Genomic DNA, 19,301 nt, shown 5'->3' with positions numbered 1-19,301 from the left:
AAAGGTGTCCTTTTTGTTTACTAAAATTATGATAAATAGAAAATAGCTTCGCGCAAAAAGCGCGAAGCTATTTTCTATTTACTGGGGTTTTGTCCCAGCCTCTTGGGCGCAATTTTTTAATAAAAACGTTTGTAGCTATCAAAATGTTTCTTCCAATAAGAATTATCCAAGCTTGTAACTGTTACACCGGTTGATGATCCTGCATGGATGAACTGGTTATCCCCGATATAAATTCCCATATGAGAAATGCCGGATTTATATGTTCCGGAGAAGAACACTAAGTCTCCAACTTGAGGAGTGTTCACATAGAATGAACGATCGAAGTATCCTTGTGTGGAAAGGCGGCTAATATCCATGCCTGCTTTATTATATGCATAATAAATGAATCCACTACAGTCAAAACCTTTTGATGTCGTTCCTCCCCAAGCATAAGGCACACCGATTTGATTACGTGCTTCACTGATTAACTTGTCGACGTCATAACTTACATTAGCAGTCTGCTTGCTGCTACTGCTGCTGGAACTTGAGCTTCCTGACTTAGCTGTGCTTTTCGATCCATTAATGTTTAACTTCTGTCCGATTAAAATTAAATCTGATTTCAAATTGTTCCATTGTTTAAGGTTTGAAACCGTAACGCTGTGGGTAGATGCAATACGGGAAAGTGTGTCACCCGATTTTACCGTATATACTGTAGCACTTGAGACCTGCTGTTTATTAGATGAGCTCGACTTAGAACTACTACTTGAAGATTTTCCAGTACCAGGATCACTGACAACAAATACATTTCCAGGGAAAATCAATGTTGTATCCAAGTCGTTCCACTTCATTAAGTTCTGCAGTGAGATATTATGTCTGGAAGCAATCCCACTTAATGTATCGCCGGCTTTAACGGTATATGTATTTCCTGATGAAGATGATCCACTCTTTGAACTACTAGACTTGCTACTGCTGGATGATGAAGATTTAGAGCTCGATGTGGAACCAGCTGTTTGCAATACTTGATTTGGATAAATGATGTCCGATGATAAGTTATTTACGGACTTTAATTGTGATACGGTAGTTCCATACTTTTGTGCGATGGACCATAGTGAATCTCCACGCTGCACTTTATGTGAGGATGCCTCTGCTTCCTGTGCTCCGAATAATGCTGCTGCAATTGCAGCTGATGCTGTCACTGACATAACTACTTTCTTGTTAGCCAAAATAAAATCCTCCTTAAGATGTAGTACTAGAATATCAGCCATACTATGATAGTTATAGAAGAAAAGTAATAGATGAACAATTTACTAGTAGTATCAATATGCGAGATATTAGTTGAAGGTAATGGCTGAATAAATAGATATCTAGTAATATTTACTAATTATTATAGCGTAAAATACCTACAGAAAATGAAAATTAATAGATTTGTAATCTTAATGTAATATTAGGAAGAAAAGAAGCAGTTCTTTCTAGTTAGGTTACGATGACTATGAAAAAGGGCGGTTTAAGCGATTTTATTACATAATTTCACCATAAATTGACAAAAAGTTACCTAAAATGACATAGTTCTAAATGACTATTCTACAAATTTCGCGAAATAAATCTATGAAACTGTCGATTATGTGATATAATTCCATATTGTAATTAGAAAATAAAAGTAGCTCTTCTTAAAATATTACTTTTTTAATAAATAAAATTACTCAACTTTGCCCGTAATAAAAACAAGGAGGTAACCTTATGGAGGAAACGATTTCCCTTAAGGAGATTTTTACTGTTATTAAGAAACGTCTATTATTAATCCTGGCTATTACTTTAGGCGCGGCAGCTATCGCAGCAGCTGTCAGTTATTTTGTACTGACACCAACCTATGAGTCCAGCTCACAGTTTATTGTAAACCAGGGGCCAGCGGATCAAAGTGCACAATACAACGTCAATGATATTAGAGCAAACGTCGAAATCATAAATACATATAATGAAATCATTAAAACACCAGCTATCCTTGGCGAAGTTATTGAAGAGCTTGATTTACCATATTCAGTTGGAGGATTGAGTCAAAACATTAGTGTAGCTAATGCAAATAACTCTCAAGTCGTTACAGTTACGGTGACAGATGAAAATCCGGCAAGAGCAGTTGAAATTGCCAACACAACAGTCTCTATCTTCCAAGATAAAATCCAAGATTTCATGAATGTAGATAACGTTAGTGTACTAACAGAAGCACAGCTAAGTGAGAATCCAACACCTGTCGCTCCCAATCCAGTTCTAAATATCGCGATTGCGATTGTTCTTGGTATCATGATTGGTGTCGGGTTGGCATTCCTGCTTGAATATCTAGATAACTCTGTAACAACAGAAGAAGATGTAGAAAAACATCTTGAACTTCCGGTTCTTGGAGTAATCACTGTCATCACTCAAGATGATATCCGTTCCAATCCAGTGAATTTCCAGGGGAAACCGATGAAAAGAGGTAGTGTAAATGGCGCGCAAAAAGAAACAGTTTAAGCTAAGTGGTAATATGCGCCACTTGATTGCACAAACAAACCCGAAATCACCAATTTCAGAGCAATATCGCACGGTTCGAACGAACATTCAATTCGCCTCAGTAGATGAAGAAATTAGATCACTTCTAGTTACATCATCAGCACCTGGTGAAGGTAAATCTTCGACAACAGCAAACCTTGCAATTGTCTATGCTCAACAAGGAAAACGGGTCTTGTTAATAGATGCTGATTTAAGAAAACCAACCATACATTATACATTCCGCCTCGATAACCTTCGAGGATTAAGTAACGTACTAGTAGGAGAAATTCCACTTGAGGATGCAATTCATCAGTCAGAAGTCAACAATCTCGACGTTATGAGTTGCGGCCCAATTCCGCCAAACCCGGCAGAATTGCTTGCCTCCCGCAAGATGGAAAAGATTCTAGCTGAAGCAAAACTTACCTATGACATCATACTATTCGACACACCACCAGTACTCGCAGTAACCGACGCACAAATTTTAGCAAACATTGTAGATGGAAGTATATTAGTTGTCCGCAGCGGTGAAACGGAAATTGAACCGGCGCAAAAAGCGAAGGAAGCTTTAGCACCGGCAAAAGCCAAATTACTTGGCGTCGTACTGAACGGTCGTGAGAAAAAGCAATCCAACTATTACTATTACTACGGTAATAACTAATATGGAGCTCCTTTTATCACATTCAGTGATAGAAGGAGTTTTTTTGTGCAAAAAAACCGTTAGACGTAGATATTCTGAAAGAGTAGATTGTACTAGTACAAAGGATGTTTAATGAGTGATTTTCTTAGATGAGGAAAACAAAACGACGTAAAATTCTCCGTTATGGGTAAAAATTACCACTAAAATCATTTTTTAGTTTCTGTAAAGGGTAAAAAGTTGCGGTTTAACCCTATCAAACTGTTTGTATATCTGTTATAATATACACAGAAGGAAGTATTGTCAGAAACGATGAAAAAAACAGGAGTTTATAACTACCGCAGATAGATTACTAGAAAGGGTGGGCGAGTATGATAGATATTCATTCACATATATTACCAGGGGTGGATGATGGAGCGCAGACAGAGGAAGATAGTTTGAAGATGGCTAGAGTTGCTGTGAAGAATGGTATTACTGCGATAGTTGCGACCCCTCACCATAAAAATGGGGTATTCGAAAATGATCGGGAGAGTATATTGCGATGGGTAGAGACACTGAACGAGTTATTAGTCCAAAACGATATTCCACTTACGGTGCTGCCGGGTCAAGAAACACGTATTAATGGAGACATGTTGGACGAGTTGCGAGAGGGGATTGTCCTTCCGATTAATAACTCTAAGTATGTGTTTGTAGAATTCCCATCGGCTCACGTGCCGCGTTATGCAAGTCAGATGCTTTATGATATCCAGTTGTCAGGCTACATTCCGGTGATCGTTCACCCTGAACGCAATCAGGAGCTAATGGAAAAGCCATCTAAACTCTATGATTTTATCAAACGAGGCTCTTTATCACAGGTAACAGCAGGAAGTCTTGTTGGTAAATTTGGTAAAGATATTCAGAAATTCAGCAGACAGATAATCAATGCTAATCTTACACATTTCATTGCTAGCGATGCACATAATACAAAATCCAGAGGCTTCCACCTGACAGAGGCGTATCGATTCGTGGAGAGGGAATTTGGCACGGACTATTTATATATGTTTCAGCAAAACAGCCATTTGTTAGTAGATGACCAAAGTGTTCATCGTTTAGAGCCGATGCAAGTAAAACGTAAAAAGATCTTAGGGTTATTTTAATAGAGAGATAGAAGATGAGCATGCTTACTTTATGTCTTGTGAGGCCGGTTTTGCGAGGCGGAGAGATGCATGCTCTCTCTATGAACCTATTGTGCAACAAAGATGAGAACTTCTTAAAGGAAGGGTTAGGATGATTAAGGTTGTAATCGCTGATGAGCAGACCTTGTTTCAAGAAGGCCTTCAAGCGATTTTAAAGCAGTCAGGACTTTGTGAGGTAGTTGGTGTATATAAAACTAGTGGTGACGTACTAGATGCATTAATAGAAGAGACAGTTGAGGCCGACGTTATTTTGCTTAATATACATTCGGCTGGTGAATTCGTGAATGATATTAAGAGTATGAAAACAAACTTTCCCAACATTGGTGTACTCACGCTGATTGACGAAAATCAGATAGAGTTAACAATGAATCTCCTGCATGCGGGCTGTCATGGTGTGTTGCTGAAAAAGCATACATATGAAAAATTAGTGGAAGCCGTCCGTAATGTGTATGAAGGTGATTATGTGATCGCTGGTCCACTGGCGAAAATGTTAGTACAACACGTACGTAAGGTTTCTTTTAGGAAATATATGGGAAACAGGTTAGATGTGGAGGGTTATCAATTTACTTCTCGTGAGTTGGATGTCATGCAACTTATGATAAAGAACTATGACAATAAAAGAATAGCTGAAACTCTCCAATTAACTCATGGTACAGTGAAGAGCTATGTAAGTGGAATTTACCTGAAATTGGGTATACATGACCGGAATGCAGTGATAGCATACCTTGATAAACTAGTTAATTAATCCTGATATAGATTAGGAAAAATGCTCCAGTAAACATACATTTTTTTACAGTGTAATAACCTGTATCATTTTTCGGAAATATAAATTTATATTAATAAATCAGCGTTTGTAAATTTTTATTTACAATCCAAAATAGTCGTTCATACCCCCTTTTATGGTTTTTAACCAAAAAAACGTATAATATGACTATTTTCCCTAAAACCCCTTAAAAAACTTACTTTTTATTGTATAATGATTAATGACTATAAGTAATCTAGTGTTTTAAAGTGATAAAGTGTTGGTTTAGCAATTATACATAACTTCTAGTAGCTATTGCATAGCGCATATTACTATAAAGATCACTAAAAACTATTACAAAAGCATGTGGTAGATTTCCGCATGGGAAAGGAGAAATTCATGTCGTATTCGAAGAGGTTATCGCTACTTGTGATACTCGATACGTTAATTGTTTCAACGGCGATTTTTGTCGCAGCGTGGATTGTCTATCCAGCGTATTCTGATGTTATAACTTCAACTGCAATCATCATTTCTGCTATCGCACTCGTTATATTCCACCATTTATTCGCTGCAGTATTTAAACTCTATAATAAAGTATGGTCCTATGCTAGTGTTGGAGAATTGAAAGCTATCACGAAGGCTGTCACATTATCTGTGTTAGTTGCAGGAGTCGTTCAATTCTTGCTAAATGATTTCAATATTTTACGCCGTGCCTTAGTTGTTACTTGGCTCTTGCATATTATTTTAATTGGAGGGTCACGTTTCATTTGGCGCATGTACCGCGATCGTTACATCAATAACAACAATATATCCCCAAAACGTACCCTTGTTGTCGGAGCCGGTTCTGCCGGAGCGATGATCGTCCGTCAATTACAGAATGAACACAACTCAGATCTTCTGCCAGTAGCTTTTGTAGACGACGATATGAGAAAACAGAAGATGGAGATGTTTAACTTACCAGTTGCTGGTACAGTTAAAGATATTCCAAGAGTGGTTGAAAAATTTCAAGTTGAACACATCGTTATAGCTATCCCCTCTTTAAGGAATTCAGATTTGAAAAAGATTGTCGATGCCTGTAGTGGCACGGCTGCTAGGGTCCAAATGATTCCGAAAATTGAAGATTTAATGACAGGAAGAGTAACTGTCAGCAGTTTAAAAAATATCGAAGTGGAAGACTTGCTTGGTCGTGAGCCAGTAAAACTTGATATTGATGCTATTTCTGAGTATGTGACAGGAAATACAGTTATGGTAACTGGAGCAGGTGGGTCGATTGGTTCGGAGATTTGTAGACAATTGATGCGTTTCACTCCGAAAAAAATCCTCCTTGTGGGACATGGAGAATTTAGCATTTATAACATTGATATGGAATTAAGAAAGACATTTGGTGAAGAGCAGACGGAGATTGTGCCGATAATCGGTGATGTTAAGGATCGGAAACGGATATTTGAAATTGTTGGCGAACATTCACCGGCGATTATTTATCATGCCGCTGCACATAAGCATGTTCCTTTAATGGAATATAATCCGCATGAGGCTGTGAAAAATAATATTATTGGAACGAAGAATGTTGCTGAGGCTGCTGACAGATTTAATGTTAATACTTTCGTACTTGTTTCAACAGACAAGGCTGTTAACCCTACAAACGTAATGGGTGCTTCTAAACGAATTGCTGAGATGGTTGTACAGAATATGGCGAAGAAGAGTAAGACCAAATTTGTTGCAGTTCGGTTTGGGAATGTACTTGGCAGTAGAGGAAGTGTTATTCCACTGTTCCAGAAACAGATTGAGAACGGTGGACCGATAACTGTTACTCATCCAGATATTACTCGCTATTTCATGACTATACCTGAAGCATCTAGGCTTGTTGTTCAGGCTGGGACCTTAGCTAAGGGCGGAGAAATATTTGTCTTGGACATGGGGGAACCAGTGAAAATTGTTGATCTCGCGAAGAATTTGATTAAGTTATCGGGTTATTCCGAGGACGAAATTAAGATTGAATATAGCGGTCTACGACCTGGTGAGAAGATGTTTGAGGAATTGTTGGGTGAGGATGAGGTTCTGCCGGGTGAGGTTTATGAGAAGATTTATGTTGGGAGAACAGTTGAAGTGCATCCGAGTCTGATTGAGAACTTGATTGAGAGCTTTAGGGAGTACAATCGGGTGGAATTAAAAGAAAAGTTGATGCAAATTGTTTATTTGGAGCGGGAGCAGATCACTAACGAAGCAACATCTATGTAGTTAAAAAAGTAATGAAGAAGATTAAAAAAGCAATTATCCCAGCTGCTGGGATTGGTTCATGATTTCTTCTAGCTACTAAGGCTATGCCTAAAGAAATGCTGCCTATTATATATCGTCCTATGATTGAGTACGTTGTAGAAGAAGCAAATAGAATCTGGAATAGTAGATATCACCGTTATAGCTGTAAAAGAAAAGCGTGCAATTGAGGATCATTTTGATTATAACTTTGAAGAGGAAAACTTAAGAAAAAAAGGGATCTGAACTTCTAGAGAAGATTAATGCTGCGACAAATGTGGAAATTCATTATATTTGCCAAATAGAACCTAAAGGACTCGGTTGGTAGTACTTAAGTTCATTGGTAACGATCCGTTTGTAGTATTGCTCGGTGATGACATTGTCCGTGCAGAGATACCTTGATTAAAACAACTTATGGAATGGTGTGAGGAAACGGGAAGTTCCATCGTAGGTGTACAGTCTGTGTCAGGTCAAGAAACAGGAAAGTATGGTATTGTCGATCCATCTGGAAAAAATTAGGCTCTACAAGTAAGTTCATTTGTAGAAAGACCAGCGAGAGGTAAAGATTCTTCTAATTTAGCAATTATGGGAAGATATATTATTAATTGATTTCCTTGGAGAGTGTGTTATATGTTAGACTATGCTCTTCGGAATGAAGAAGTCAGAGATCAGTTTTATGAGTATTTAATTGAAAAAATAAAAGAAGCTCCACATAATTAGAGCGAAAATTAAAGTACTAGCTAGAGAGGGGCTAATCCAATGTTATACCTTAAAATAAAGAGACTTATAGATTTTACTCTTTCCTTTTTAGGATTAATAATTTTATCACCCATAATTCTAATTCTAATATTAGCTATAAAGTTAGATTCAAAAGGTCCAGTTTTATTCAAACAAAAACGAATAGGTATTAATAAAACTCACTTTTACATATTAAAATTTCGTACAATGAAAATTGATACACCAAAAGATACTCCTACGCATTTGTTAGGTGATCCTGATCAATATATTACTAGGATTGGGAAGTTCCTGCGTAAAACATCACTTGATGAATTGCCACAAATCCTGAATATACTTGTCGGTCAAATGAGCATCATTGGTCCACGCCCAGCGCTTTGGAATCAGTATGACTTAATTGATGAAAGAGATAAGTATGGTGCAAATGATGTGAAACCCGGTCTAACTGGGTGGGCACAAATCAATGGTAGAGATGAGCTTCCTATCGATCTGAAGGCTAAGTTAGATGGAGAGTATGTTGAAAACATAAGTTTTGGTTTTGACATGAAATGTTTCTTTGGGACGATAGTAAGTATTGTAAAGAGTGACGGAGTAGTTGAAGGTGGAACCGGTGCCCTTGCTAAAAAGGAAATTGCTAGTGATAAGGAGTCTGTTGAAAAATGAAGACAATTCTAATCACTGGAAAAGATAGTTATGTGGGAAATTCCTTTGAGGGGTGGCTCAAGAATTATCCAGGTAAGTATAAAGTGGATAAAATTAGTTTACGAGATGAGTCTTGGAAAAAACAGGAATTTTCTAGTTATGATGTTGTTTTACATGTTGCAGGAATTGCTCATATGAAAGAGACAAAAGAAAATCAACATCTTTATTATCAAGTAAATCGTGATTTGGCATACAAAGTTGCACAGAAGGCTAAAAATGATGGAGTAAATCAGTTTATATTCCTCAGTTCTATGAGTGTTTATGGAATGGATACAGGTGTGATTACTCGCGACACTGTACCTAGGCCGAAAACTAATTATGGTAAATCAAAATTACAGGCTGAGGAATTAATAAATACCTTAAACGATGAATTATTTAAGATTGCTATCCTACGACCTCCTATGATTTACGGGAAAGGATGTAAGGGAAATTATTCAAGATTAGCAAAATTAGCTGTTAAAACTCCTGTTTTTCCAAAAATAAAAAATAAACGAAGTATGATCTTTATAGATAACCTTAATGAGTTCACTAGAAATATAATTGATAGAAATGATAATGGTATCTTTTTCCCTCAAAATGAAAGCTATGTATGTACTTCGGAGCTAGTAAATATTATTGCAGGTATTCATGGAAAGCAAATCCTTTTCTCAAAAATATTTAATCCCGTAATCAGGAGATTTAATAGTGGAACAATTAATAAAGTTTTTGGTGATTTGGTGTATGAGAAATCAATGTCTTCCGTTAACTCTAACAGAGATTACGCATTGATAAAGTTCGAAGAATCAATTAGAAAAACGGAGGATTCATGAATGAAAACAGTACTGATTCTAAGTAATCATCATTTGTATACTTATAATCTAAGAAAAGAAGTCATACAAGCTTTGTTAGACTCTAATTATAGAGTTGTTGTTGCAGTGCCTTATGGTGAAAAAGTAGAACTGTTAAAAGAAATGGGATGCGAGTTTGTTGATGTCCCTTTGGATAGACGTGGAACTAACCCTTTAACAGAACTAAGACTGTTCTTGAAATATAATAAAATTTTAAAGTCATTGAAGCCAAACATTGTACTAACATATACTTTAAAACCCAACCTTTACGGTGGTTTGGCCTGTAGACTTAATAAATCAAATGTGATACATACAGTAACGGGTTTAGGTTCAGTATTTGTTAGAAATGTTAGGTACAAAAAAATTATTATATATCTTAATAAAATTGCTTTTAAGTCTTCTAGTTTAATTGCTTTTATGAATCAAGATAATGAGAAGTTATATAAAGACTTGAAAATCACTTCGCCAAATCAAAAGACTAAGGTTGTCGCAGGCTCGGGTGTGAGTTTTAATATATTCAAATACAGTACTCCAAAAATAGCCAATAATGTTAAATTTACCTTTATTGCTCGCGTTTTAAAAGACAAGGGCATAGAAGAATATCTTTATGCCGCAAAAAAAATGAAAAGTAAATATAATAATGTAGAGTTTGAAGTAGTTGGCTTTGTTGATGAGGAAAAATATAAAAACATGCTCAGTGACTTTGAAGATGATAAGATCATTAGATATCTTGGAATAAGAGATGATATTCCCCAGGTGATGGCGAATTCAAATTGTATTGTACTACCTTCTTACGGAGAAGGCAGAGGTACTGTTCTTCAAGAAGGAGCCGCGGTTGGAAGACCATTGATTACAACTAATACCTATGGGTGTCGTGATAATGTTGACGATGGGTATAATGGGTTTTTGTGTGAGGTAGCTAATATTGATTCACTGGTAAAAGCAATGGAGAAATTTATTGAGTTGACATGGGAAGAGAAGGTGATAATGGGTAAAAGAAGTCGAGAAAAGGCCGAAAAAGAGTTTGATAGGAAAATTGTGGTTGAAAGTTACTTGGAAGAAATAAAAGAAATTTTAGAATGAATTTTAATTCTATAACAATAAATATAGCCTTTTGTAGAATTATGATAATTGACTTGTGGATAATAACTATATGTTATTGTTTAATGACACTGTTGGGATTCAGAAAATGATTATGAGTAGCTATTAGGCTTGAACCTAATTGAAATATGATTGAGTCTATAAATAAATTTAGAGTGTTGGCACAGAAATAATGACAATTATTGTGAGATGATTAATAAAACTAACATAGAAATATTGATATATAAAGTAGTGACAAAGTAAATCAAACTGGAGCTGAAAATATGAATATGAATCTATATAATAAAATTATTGCTAGAGAAGAAAAAATATCTTTAATCGGACTGGGCTATGTAGGAATGCCGATTGCAGTAGCCTTTGCTAAAAAAGTAAATGTTATAGGATTTGATGTAAACAAAGAAAAAATTCACCAATATAAAAGTGGAATAGATCCTACAAAAGAAGTAGGGAACGAAATAATTAAAAATACAACAGTTGACTTTACATATGAGGAAGACAGGCTTAAAGAAGCTAAATTCCATATTGTGGCAGTTCCAACTCCTGTTAAGGATGATCATACTCCAGATTTAAGCCCATTAAAGTCAGCTAGTCGAACATTAGGTAAGAATCTCACGAAAGGTTCGATTGTTGTATTTGAATCCACTGTTTTCCCGGGTGCAACTGAAGACATCTGTATTCCCATTTTAGAGGAGGAGTCAGGTTTAGTATCCGGAGTAGACTTTAAAGTGGGATATTCTCCTGAAAGAATCAATCCAGGTGACAAGGTACATCGACTTGAAACGATTGTTAAAGTTGTATCTGGGCAGGATGAGGAATCTCTTGATGTTATTGCAAAAGTATATGAACTAGTTGTAGAAGCAGGAGTACATAAGGCTGCTAGCATTAAAGTAGCGGAAGCTGCAAAAGTAATTGAGAACTCACAACGTGATATCAATATTGCTTTTATGAATGAGCTTTCTATTATATTTAATAAAATGGATATCGATACAAAGGAAGTTCTTGAAGCGGCAGGGACAAAATGGAACTTTCTTAAGTTTTCACCTGGACTAGTAGGTGGTCATTGTATTGGAGTTGACCCGTATTATCTAACTTATAAAGCGGAACAAATGGGGTATCATTCTCAAATAATACTTGCAGGTAGAAAAATAAATGATGATATGGGTAAATATGTAGCTGAAAACACTGTGAAGAAAATGATAAAAGCTAATAAACAAATTAAGGGCTCTAAAGTTGCAGTTTTTGGTGTAACATTTAAAGAGAATACTCCAGATGTTAGAAATACAAAAGTAGTAGATGTTATTAAAGAATTAGAAGATTACGGGGTAGAGGTTTTAGTAGTTGATCCTGTTGCCGATGTAGAAGATTTGGTTGAGGTTTATGGAATAAAGTTAACTAGATTAGAGGACATAAAGGATATTGATGCAGCTGTATTCGCAGTCCCTCATAATGAGTTTAAAACTGTAGAATTAAAAAATATTAAAAAGTTATACAATTCGAACGGGGCTTTCGGTTTGGATTCGTTAGATGAGGTTTCTGCAACTACAGAGAGTAATAATCTAACCGAAAATAAGAAAGTACTAATTGATATTAAAGGTATGTTTGATATAAACGAAGCAGAAAACGCTGGATATGATTATTGGAGGCTTTAATGTGGGATATAAAGATATAGAATTTCCAAATGGGTCTAGATTCCTAGTAACTGGATCAGCAGGGTTCATTGGGTCAAACTTAGTAGAAGCAATTCTAAATCTAGGCTATGAAGTGAGAGGTCTCGATAACTTTTCGACTGGAAAGAAAGAAAACGTTGAGGAGTTTATTAATAATCCTGACTATGAGTTTATTGAGGGAGATATTACCGATTTAGATACGTGTATGAGAGCTTGTGAGAATATAGATTTTGTTCTTCACCAGGCCGCATGGGGTAGTGTACCTAGGAGTATTGAAATGCCACTCTTTTATGAAGAAGTAAATATAAGAGGCACGTTAAATATGATGGAAGCAGCTAAACAAAATAATGTGAAAAAGTTTGTTTACGCATCAAGTTCATCAGTTTATGGAGATGAACCTCACTTACCTAAAAAGGAAGGTATAGAAGGTAATTTATTGTCTCCTTATGCTTTGACCAAAAGGGTAGCTGAAGAGTATGGAAAACTATATACAAAACTGTATGGTCTTGACACTTATGGATTACGTTATTTTAATGTCTTTGGTAGGAGGCAAAATCCTGATGGTGCATATGCTGCTGTGATTCCAAAGTTTATTAAACAATTATTGAATAATGAACAGCCTACAATTAACGGGGATGGGAAACAGAGTCGAGATTTCACATATATTGATAATGTAATTGAGGCAAATTTAAAAGCTTGTAAGGCAGAAAGCAGTGTCGCGGGACAATCTTTTAATATTGCTTATGGTGGAAGAGAGTTTTTAATTGATATATATAATCTTTTGGCGACTGTGTTAGAGAAAGATATAAAACCAATTTTTGGCCCAGATCGTAAAGGTGATATTAAACATAGTAATGCTGATATTAGTAAGGCTGTAAAAATGATAGATTATAAGCCAGAATGGAATTTTGAAAGAGGAATTCAAGAGGCAATAGAATGGTATAAAAGCAACCTATGAAAAAATATAAATTTACAATAATTGAATATTCAATTTCTTAGTTAGGAGAAGTTTGATGAAACTGTTGTTTGTTCATGATACGAAATTTAAGGAAGATAATAATGGAATATACTATACAGGTGGCAGTTATAATGAAGAAGTCTGGAATAGGTATTTATCAATCAGCTCAGACTTTAGTGTGATTGCTCGTAAGGAACATTCCGTCTATGATAGTGTTATTGCTGAGAAAAAATTCAATTATTTTGATAAAGAAAAAATAAACTTTATTGAAGTTCCTAATTTAAATACGTCTATTAAGGGATTTTTAGACTTTAAGGAACGCAAAAAGTTAAATCAAATCATAAGTACTGAGGTTTCAAAAAGTAATTTTATAATAGCGAGGCTCCCAAGTTCAAATGGAAACATTGCAATAAAGTATGCGAAAAAATTTAATAAACCATACCTAGTTGAAGTAGTTGGTTGTTCTTGGGATACGCTGTGGAATTACAATACAAAAGGAAAAATACTTGCTCCATTTGGGTATTTAAAACAAAAAGGAGCAATTAAAAACAGTAAATATGCAATTTATGTAACTAATAAATTCTTGCAAAATCGTTATCCGACAAAAGGAAAAAGTGTAAATTGTTCAAACGTGTTATTAACTAATATTAGCGAAAATGTATTAGAAAGTCGTCTTAAAAAAATTCATAACATAAATGGAAAGAGCAAATTAACTATTGGTACTATTGCAGCGATAAATGTTAGATATAAAGGACAAGAAACAGTTATAAAAGCTTTAAGTGAGTTAAAAAAACAAGGAAAGATAAATTTTGAGTATCAACTTGTTGGTGGGGGTAGTGTAGACTATTTAAGTTCAATAGCTGAAAAATATGATGTAGTTGACCAAGTGAAGTTCTTGGGATCAATTCCCCATAATGAAGTATTTAAATGGTTGGATACAATAGATATTTATATACAACCGAGTAAAACAGAAGGACTTCCCCGTTCTTTGGTAGAAGCAATGAGCCGGGGGTTACTTTCAATTGGAACGAATGTTGGTGGAATACCAGAATTAATTGATCATAAATATATTATTGGTAGTAACAAAAACAACAATATGGAAATTTATGAAATATTAAAAGGTATTGGAAAAAAGGAATTAATTCAACAAGCAAAACGTAATCACACTCAATCTAAAGAATACAGTAAGGAATTGATTGAATCAAGACGACAAGCTTTTTTTAAAAGATTTATAGATGAAAATTGAATGAATACTAATAACTGTAAATTTATCTATTTTAATCTGCTAGAGAAATTCTTGAATGGCAAGTTTCGATTATCGAAAATCATTAATATTACAAAAGTAGTTATATTTAATTTAAAAAGCATATAGCGTAGTAATTATATTGATATTTAGGGATTTCTCAAATCTTTTAATAATAAAACAAATCAAATAAATACATTTAAACTGTTAAACTATGAAATATATTAGCAAATAATTTATATAGTAATGTATAACTTCATTTACTATATGTTGACGAGTGGTGGAATATGAATTTTATTACAAAAATTATTGTGTTCATTTGTTTATCGGGAGTTTTTCTTTCAGGAAGTATTAGTATGATAGATCAATGGTCTTCATATTCTAATATTGCACTAGCGGCTTCCTGTATCGGTATTGTAATTATATATTTTTTTAATTATAAATCTATAAAAATACCTCGGAAGGTCACTTTGGTATTTTCACTTTTTTTATTTTTCACTTTATTTTCTTCGTTGGTAAATGGAAGCCTGCAAATGGTATTGTCCACATCCAGGTATTTATTAGTCTTTATAGCATTGTGTATTATCGTTCCTAACTTGTTAAAAGAAAAAACGATGTTATTTTCAATATCTACTTTGTTAATTAGTCAATTACCTTTACTTATACTATCTATTATAGAAGAAAACCCATTTAATAATCTTTCTGGTGTTTACTTAGGTCTATTTTACAATTCGAATTCATTTGGTCTGTACTCTTCAACAATTACCGTAGTACTATTGACCTTGATTTTTAGATTTGCTGGAACTAAAAAAATTTTAACTCAGGTAACTTTGATATTCTTTTTATTTATATTTTTTTTACTTACAACTCTGTCTGGTAGTAGGACTAGTGTAGTTAGTATAATAATTATTTTCCTAGTAATGATGGCTCTACGTATATTTGAAAACATAAACATTAATCAAATTTCTTTGAAAAAAGTTAGAAATGGTTTTGTTGGTCTAGTAGCAATTTCCGTACTAATAATATTGTTCGTGGACAGCAAGTATTATCAAATATTTTATGAGAGAATTATAGAGAAATTTATAAGTAAGTCCAGTTCAGGAGATGTCCTAGATAATAGAGGTGACATATTAATAGAAACCATTACTGATGCAAATTTATTTGGACATGGTCCAGAGTACTTTATTCAAAACTTCGGCATCGGTGCTCATAATTCATTCGTGAGTATTTTGGGACAATTTGGTTTGTTAGCAACTATTGTATTTATTATTTTTTGGTTAAATTCAATGATTAAAAGCCTGAAGTATTATTTTGTAAGCAACAATAATTTCCGTTTCCTTCCTATAGCAATAGTAATTTTTTTCATAGTCACTTCAATGGCTGAAATAATGTTGATGAAAGTTAGCATGCTTTTAGCATTCATTGTTATAGGAGTTATTAACCTAGATAATATTTCTAAAAATATTATAAAGAGGACGTAAGAACTAAATGATGGTATCTGTGTATCGAGAATATCAAAAAGTTGAGGACTGATATAATTGAAAAGGAAAGTATTATTTTTCTTATACTCCTTGTCAGGTGGGGGAGCAGAAAGAACAGTAGTAAACATAATTAATAATTTAGACAAAGATAAGTATAGTGTAGTATTGGTACTTGCAAGTGACAATAATAGTGATTATTTAGATTTATTAGATAATAATATTGAAGTAAAAGTATTGAAAATCAAGAGATTGAGATTCAGTTTGTTCAAGTTAAGAAATTGTATAATTAAGGAAAATCCAGATATATTATTTAGTACAATTAATGGTAATAATATTATTATGTTACTTGCTAAATTTCTCTCATTCAAAAAAATACCCACTATAATAAGAGAAGCAAGTAATAGAACTCAATCTGGTTCAGTAACCCATGTTAATAGAATACTAACAAAAGTATTATACAATAGACTCTCCACTAAAATAATTGCGCTATCCGAGGGGGTTAAATACGATCTTGTTAATAACTTTCATATAAATGAAAATAAGATAGTACAAATTTATAACCCAGTAGAAGTTGATAAGATTATAGAATTAAGTGGTGAAGAGATTACGGACTTACATAAAAATGACGGAGAAAAGTTAATTGTAACTGTGGGAAGAATGGCTGAAGCAAAGGATCATCGCACCTTAATAAGAGCCTTTAGTATTTTGTCTAAGAAAATTAAAGCAAAGTTGATTATAGTAGGAAGAGGCGAACATGAAAAGGAGTTAAAAGTATTAAGTAATGAACTAGGTTTAGGAAATAGTGTCCAGTTTATAGGGTTTAAAAAAAATCCCTATAAATATATGAAGGCAGCAGATGTATTTGTATTAAGTTCTAGGTGGGAAGGATTTGGACATGTAATTGTAGAGGCAATGTCAACAGGTACACCTGTTATATCTACAGATTGTAATTCCGGACCTAGAGAAATAATTCAAGAAAATAAATATGGTGTTTTGGTCCCAGTAGGAGGAGTAGAGGAATTGTCCGAAAGCTTAGTAGAATTGTTAAGTGATTCAAATTTGTTGAATTATTATTCTACACAAGGGAGAAAAAGAGCTAAGGACTTTCTGGCCTCTCATATAACAAAGCAATACGAAAAGGTTTTTGAGGAATGCTATTAGTAGAGTTCATTAAAACAGTAAAATATTTAAATAAAATTAATTTATGCCAAATTCGACATTGCAGATTCGTAAACATGTCTTTTTAGGTACTTGTCAGTTGTTCAGAAAATGCATATAGTTTTAACGAACTGTATTTAGTATTCTGGATATAAAACAAATTCAAAGTAGGTTTGAAAATTAATGTCAAAAACAAGGCAATTATCTCTTAAAGAAAATTTTTCTTGGAATTTTGTTGGGAGTGTAGTATATTCGGCAAGTCAATTTTTTATTTTGATATTATTGGCAAAGTTTGGGAATCCTGTAATGGTAGGTTTATATTCAATTGGTTTAGCAATAACTGCACCAATAATAATGCTTACTAACCTCCAGTTAAGGCAGATACAAGCTACGGATACAAGTAATTATTACACTTTTAACGATTATTTTGGTTTAAGGATTATTTCTGGTATTGTAGCAATTTGTATTACCTTAGTAATACTTGCAATAGGTGGTTATGATTTTAAAAAATCAATTATAATCCTATTAGTAGCTTTAACTAAGATAATGGATTCATATAGTGATGTTATTTATGGTCAATTACAGCAACATGAACGTATGGATTATATAGGAAAATCGAGAGTAATAAAAGGGGTATTGACCATAGTTGTTATGGGCATAACCTTATTTATAACTAGAGATTTAATTAACTCTTTGATAGTGTTAACTATAACTTGGTTTTTAATTTTCTGGATTTATGATAAGAGAAAAATTAAATTATTTATTCAAGATATAAAGCCCTCTTTTAGTTATTCTAAATTAAAGCAATTAGTAATCCTCGCATTACCACTAGGAATTGTGTTAATGTTAGGATCTTTAAATACGAATTTACCACGTATTTTTGTTGATAAATTTTATGGAGAAGAGATGCTGGGATATTTTGCTTCTATTGCTTATTTGCTAGTGGTAGGAAATACCTTTGTACAATCTGTGGGTCAAGCTGCTTCCCCAAGATTGGCAAAATTATACAAGAATAGACAATTTGATAAATTTAAAAAAATAATGCTATTCTTGATGTTAATTGGTTTGAAAATTGGATTATTTGCAATTATTATTTCAATTGTATTAGGGGAATTGATCTTAGAAATAATTTATGATAGTTCTTATGCTGATTATAACCATATACTGGTACTTGTTATGGTAGCGAGTACATTTACCTTTTTGAGTTCTTTCTTAGGATATAATATAACTGCAATGCGATTATTTAAAGTTCAACCAATTATAGGGTTAGTTAGCCTAATAATAACTCTAGTATCTTCTTTAATTCTAATACCCACATATGGACTTGTAGGTGCTGCCTATACGTTAATAATTGGTGGAATCGCTCAGTGTATATTAAAATTGGCTGTAACATTGTTTAATCTAAAAAGATCTAATAATATAATATAGATTAAATATAGTAATTGATATTCTTTTATATTTGGAAGGCAATCGCTCTCAAAACTATATTAATATCTCGGAAGGTTTAATATGTTTTATTGTCAACAGATTTTAAAGGTTCTATTTAGTTAGAAATAATTCTATCATATTTGTATAAGAAATTATAGTTACTCTGATAGTAAGTAGTCACCTTGATTACGGCCACGAGATTTTACCATGTATGCCGTCTTATGTACCAACCCCTGTCATCAAAGTTACCAGTCTATGCCGAATCGTTTACCACATTGAATAACTTGCCCTACAGTCATTAATGTAAACCCGTAATCAAACAACGCATACAAAAATGAGTAAACGTCAAATAATCCACACCTAGTTTTAGATGTGGACTATTGTTATGATTTATTTAGTTTTATTTGGTACACGACATTCCGCTGGAATGGACGGTGACCAAGGTAGTAGTTGATCCAATTTCGGTTTGTCAGTCATGTCCATATTTGGCAGCTGTTCAAATAAATATTTCAGGTAATTAAATTCTGGGTGCCTGGCACCACCCGAAATATGTCGGTTTATGTCGAATGCAAAAATGTATTTATTAGATTTATTGTAAGCCCGAACTAAGAAATTTTATAATAGAAGCAACTAAAATTAAAAACAGAAACGCCAAATAACCGTGAATCTGAGATGTTTTAAACAGATTTACGGTTATT

The 19,301-nt window shown here is 33.8% G+C and carries 15 protein-coding genes and 1 pseudogene; 15 read left to right on the top strand and 1 reads right to left on the bottom strand.

The genetic code is table 11. The annotated features are described in order from the left end of the window. Nucleotides 1-116: 116 nt before the first annotated feature. Nucleotides 117-1,202 (bottom strand): C40 family peptidase, encoded by a 1,086-nt coding sequence (locus tag ACFSBH_RS05640; RefSeq protein ID WP_379596479.1) that lies wholly within the window; start codon nucleotides 1,200-1,202, stop codon nucleotides 117-119. A gap of 514 nt (nucleotides 1,203-1,716) precedes the next feature. On the opposite strand from ACFSBH_RS05640, the gene ACFSBH_RS05635 reads away from it, so the two are divergent. The 15 genes and pseudogenes from ACFSBH_RS05635 to ACFSBH_RS05565 all read left to right on the top strand — a co-directional run bounded on the left by ACFSBH_RS05635 (nucleotide 1,717) and on the right by ACFSBH_RS05565 (nucleotide 18,603). Further along, complete coding sequence (locus ACFSBH_RS05635; RefSeq protein ID WP_379596477.1) at nucleotides 1,717-2,481, top strand: YveK family protein; 765 nt, start codon at nucleotides 1,717-1,719, stop codon at nucleotides 2,479-2,481. After that, nucleotides 2,456-3,157 carry a CpsD/CapB family tyrosine-protein kinase gene (locus ACFSBH_RS05630; protein WP_379596475.1) on the top strand — a complete coding sequence of 234 codons (702 nt, stop codon included), beginning with the start codon at nucleotides 2,456-2,458 and terminating at the stop codon, nucleotides 3,155-3,157. The genes ACFSBH_RS05635 and ACFSBH_RS05630 overlap by 26 nt, the downstream gene beginning before the upstream one ends. 347 nt (nucleotides 3,158-3,504) lie before the next feature. Continuing rightward, nucleotides 3,505-4,269 (top strand): tyrosine-protein phosphatase, encoded by a 765-nt coding sequence (locus ACFSBH_RS05625; RefSeq protein WP_379596473.1) that lies wholly within the window; start codon nucleotides 3,505-3,507, stop codon nucleotides 4,267-4,269. A gap of 130 nt (nucleotides 4,270-4,399) precedes the next feature. Beyond that, entirely contained in the window at nucleotides 4,400-5,053 is a 654-nt protein-coding gene (locus tag ACFSBH_RS05620) for a LuxR C-terminal-related transcriptional regulator (protein WP_379596471.1), read from the top strand. 396 nt (nucleotides 5,054-5,449) lie between these two features. Continuing rightward, nucleotides 5,450-7,288, top strand: a complete 1,839-nt coding sequence (locus ACFSBH_RS05615; protein WP_379596469.1) for a polysaccharide biosynthesis protein — start codon at nucleotides 5,450-5,452, stop codon at nucleotides 7,286-7,288. 11 nt (nucleotides 7,289-7,299) lie between these two features. After that, a pseudogene (locus tag ACFSBH_RS05610) lies at nucleotides 7,300-7,906 on the top strand (UTP--glucose-1-phosphate uridylyltransferase); the annotation flags it as partial. Between the two features lie 156 nt (nucleotides 7,907-8,062). Next, nucleotides 8,063-8,701: a sugar transferase gene (locus ACFSBH_RS05605; RefSeq protein ID WP_379596467.1), complete on the top strand. Its 639-nt coding sequence runs from the start codon at nucleotides 8,063-8,065 to the stop codon at nucleotides 8,699-8,701. Next, entirely contained in the window at nucleotides 8,698-9,549 is an 852-nt protein-coding gene (locus ACFSBH_RS05600; RefSeq protein WP_379596465.1) for an NAD-dependent epimerase/dehydratase family protein, read from the top strand. The genes ACFSBH_RS05605 and ACFSBH_RS05600 overlap by 4 nt, the downstream gene beginning before the upstream one ends. Further along, nucleotides 9,550-10,650, top strand: coding sequence for a glycosyltransferase family 4 protein (locus ACFSBH_RS05595; RefSeq protein WP_379596463.1), 1,101 nt, complete (start codon nucleotides 9,550-9,552; stop codon nucleotides 10,648-10,650). Nucleotides 10,651-10,937: 287 nt separating this feature from the next. Continuing rightward, the gene (locus tag ACFSBH_RS05590) at nucleotides 10,938-12,317 is read left to right on the top strand and encodes a nucleotide sugar dehydrogenase (RefSeq protein ID WP_379596481.1); all 1,380 of its coding nucleotides are present in this window, start codon (nucleotides 10,938-10,940) and stop codon (nucleotides 12,315-12,317) included. Between the two features lies 1 nt (nucleotide 12,318). Further along, nucleotides 12,319-13,293: an SDR family oxidoreductase gene (locus tag ACFSBH_RS05585; RefSeq protein WP_379596461.1), complete on the top strand. Its 975-nt coding sequence runs from the start codon at nucleotides 12,319-12,321 to the stop codon at nucleotides 13,291-13,293. A 55-nt stretch (nucleotides 13,294-13,348) separates the two neighbouring features. After that, nucleotides 13,349-14,539 carry a glycosyltransferase gene (locus ACFSBH_RS05580; RefSeq protein WP_379596459.1) on the top strand — a complete coding sequence of 397 codons (1,191 nt, stop codon included), beginning with the start codon at nucleotides 13,349-13,351 and terminating at the stop codon, nucleotides 14,537-14,539. A 353-nt stretch (nucleotides 14,540-14,892) separates the two neighbouring features. Continuing rightward, on the top strand, nucleotides 14,893-16,017 hold the full coding sequence (locus tag ACFSBH_RS05575; protein ID WP_379596457.1) for an O-antigen ligase family protein: 1,125 nt from the start codon (nucleotides 14,893-14,895) through the stop codon (nucleotides 16,015-16,017). Nucleotides 16,018-16,074: 57 nt separating this feature from the next. Beyond that, nucleotides 16,075-17,178 (top strand): glycosyltransferase, encoded by a 1,104-nt coding sequence (locus ACFSBH_RS05570; protein ID WP_379596455.1) that lies wholly within the window; start codon nucleotides 16,075-16,077, stop codon nucleotides 17,176-17,178. A gap of 180 nt (nucleotides 17,179-17,358) precedes the next feature. Beyond that, nucleotides 17,359-18,603 carry an oligosaccharide flippase family protein gene (locus ACFSBH_RS05565; RefSeq protein WP_379596453.1) on the top strand — a complete coding sequence of 415 codons (1,245 nt, stop codon included), beginning with the start codon at nucleotides 17,359-17,361 and terminating at the stop codon, nucleotides 18,601-18,603. The last annotated feature ends 698 nt before the right edge of the window (nucleotides 18,604-19,301 follow it).

The sequence above is a fragment of the Oceanobacillus luteolus genome, from assembly GCF_042678205.1.
In the GTDB taxonomy this organism is placed as follows: domain Bacteria; phylum Bacillota; class Bacilli; order Bacillales; family Amphibacillaceae; genus Oceanobacillus; species Oceanobacillus luteolus.
This window is presented reverse-complemented; position numbering and strand designations above follow the sequence as displayed.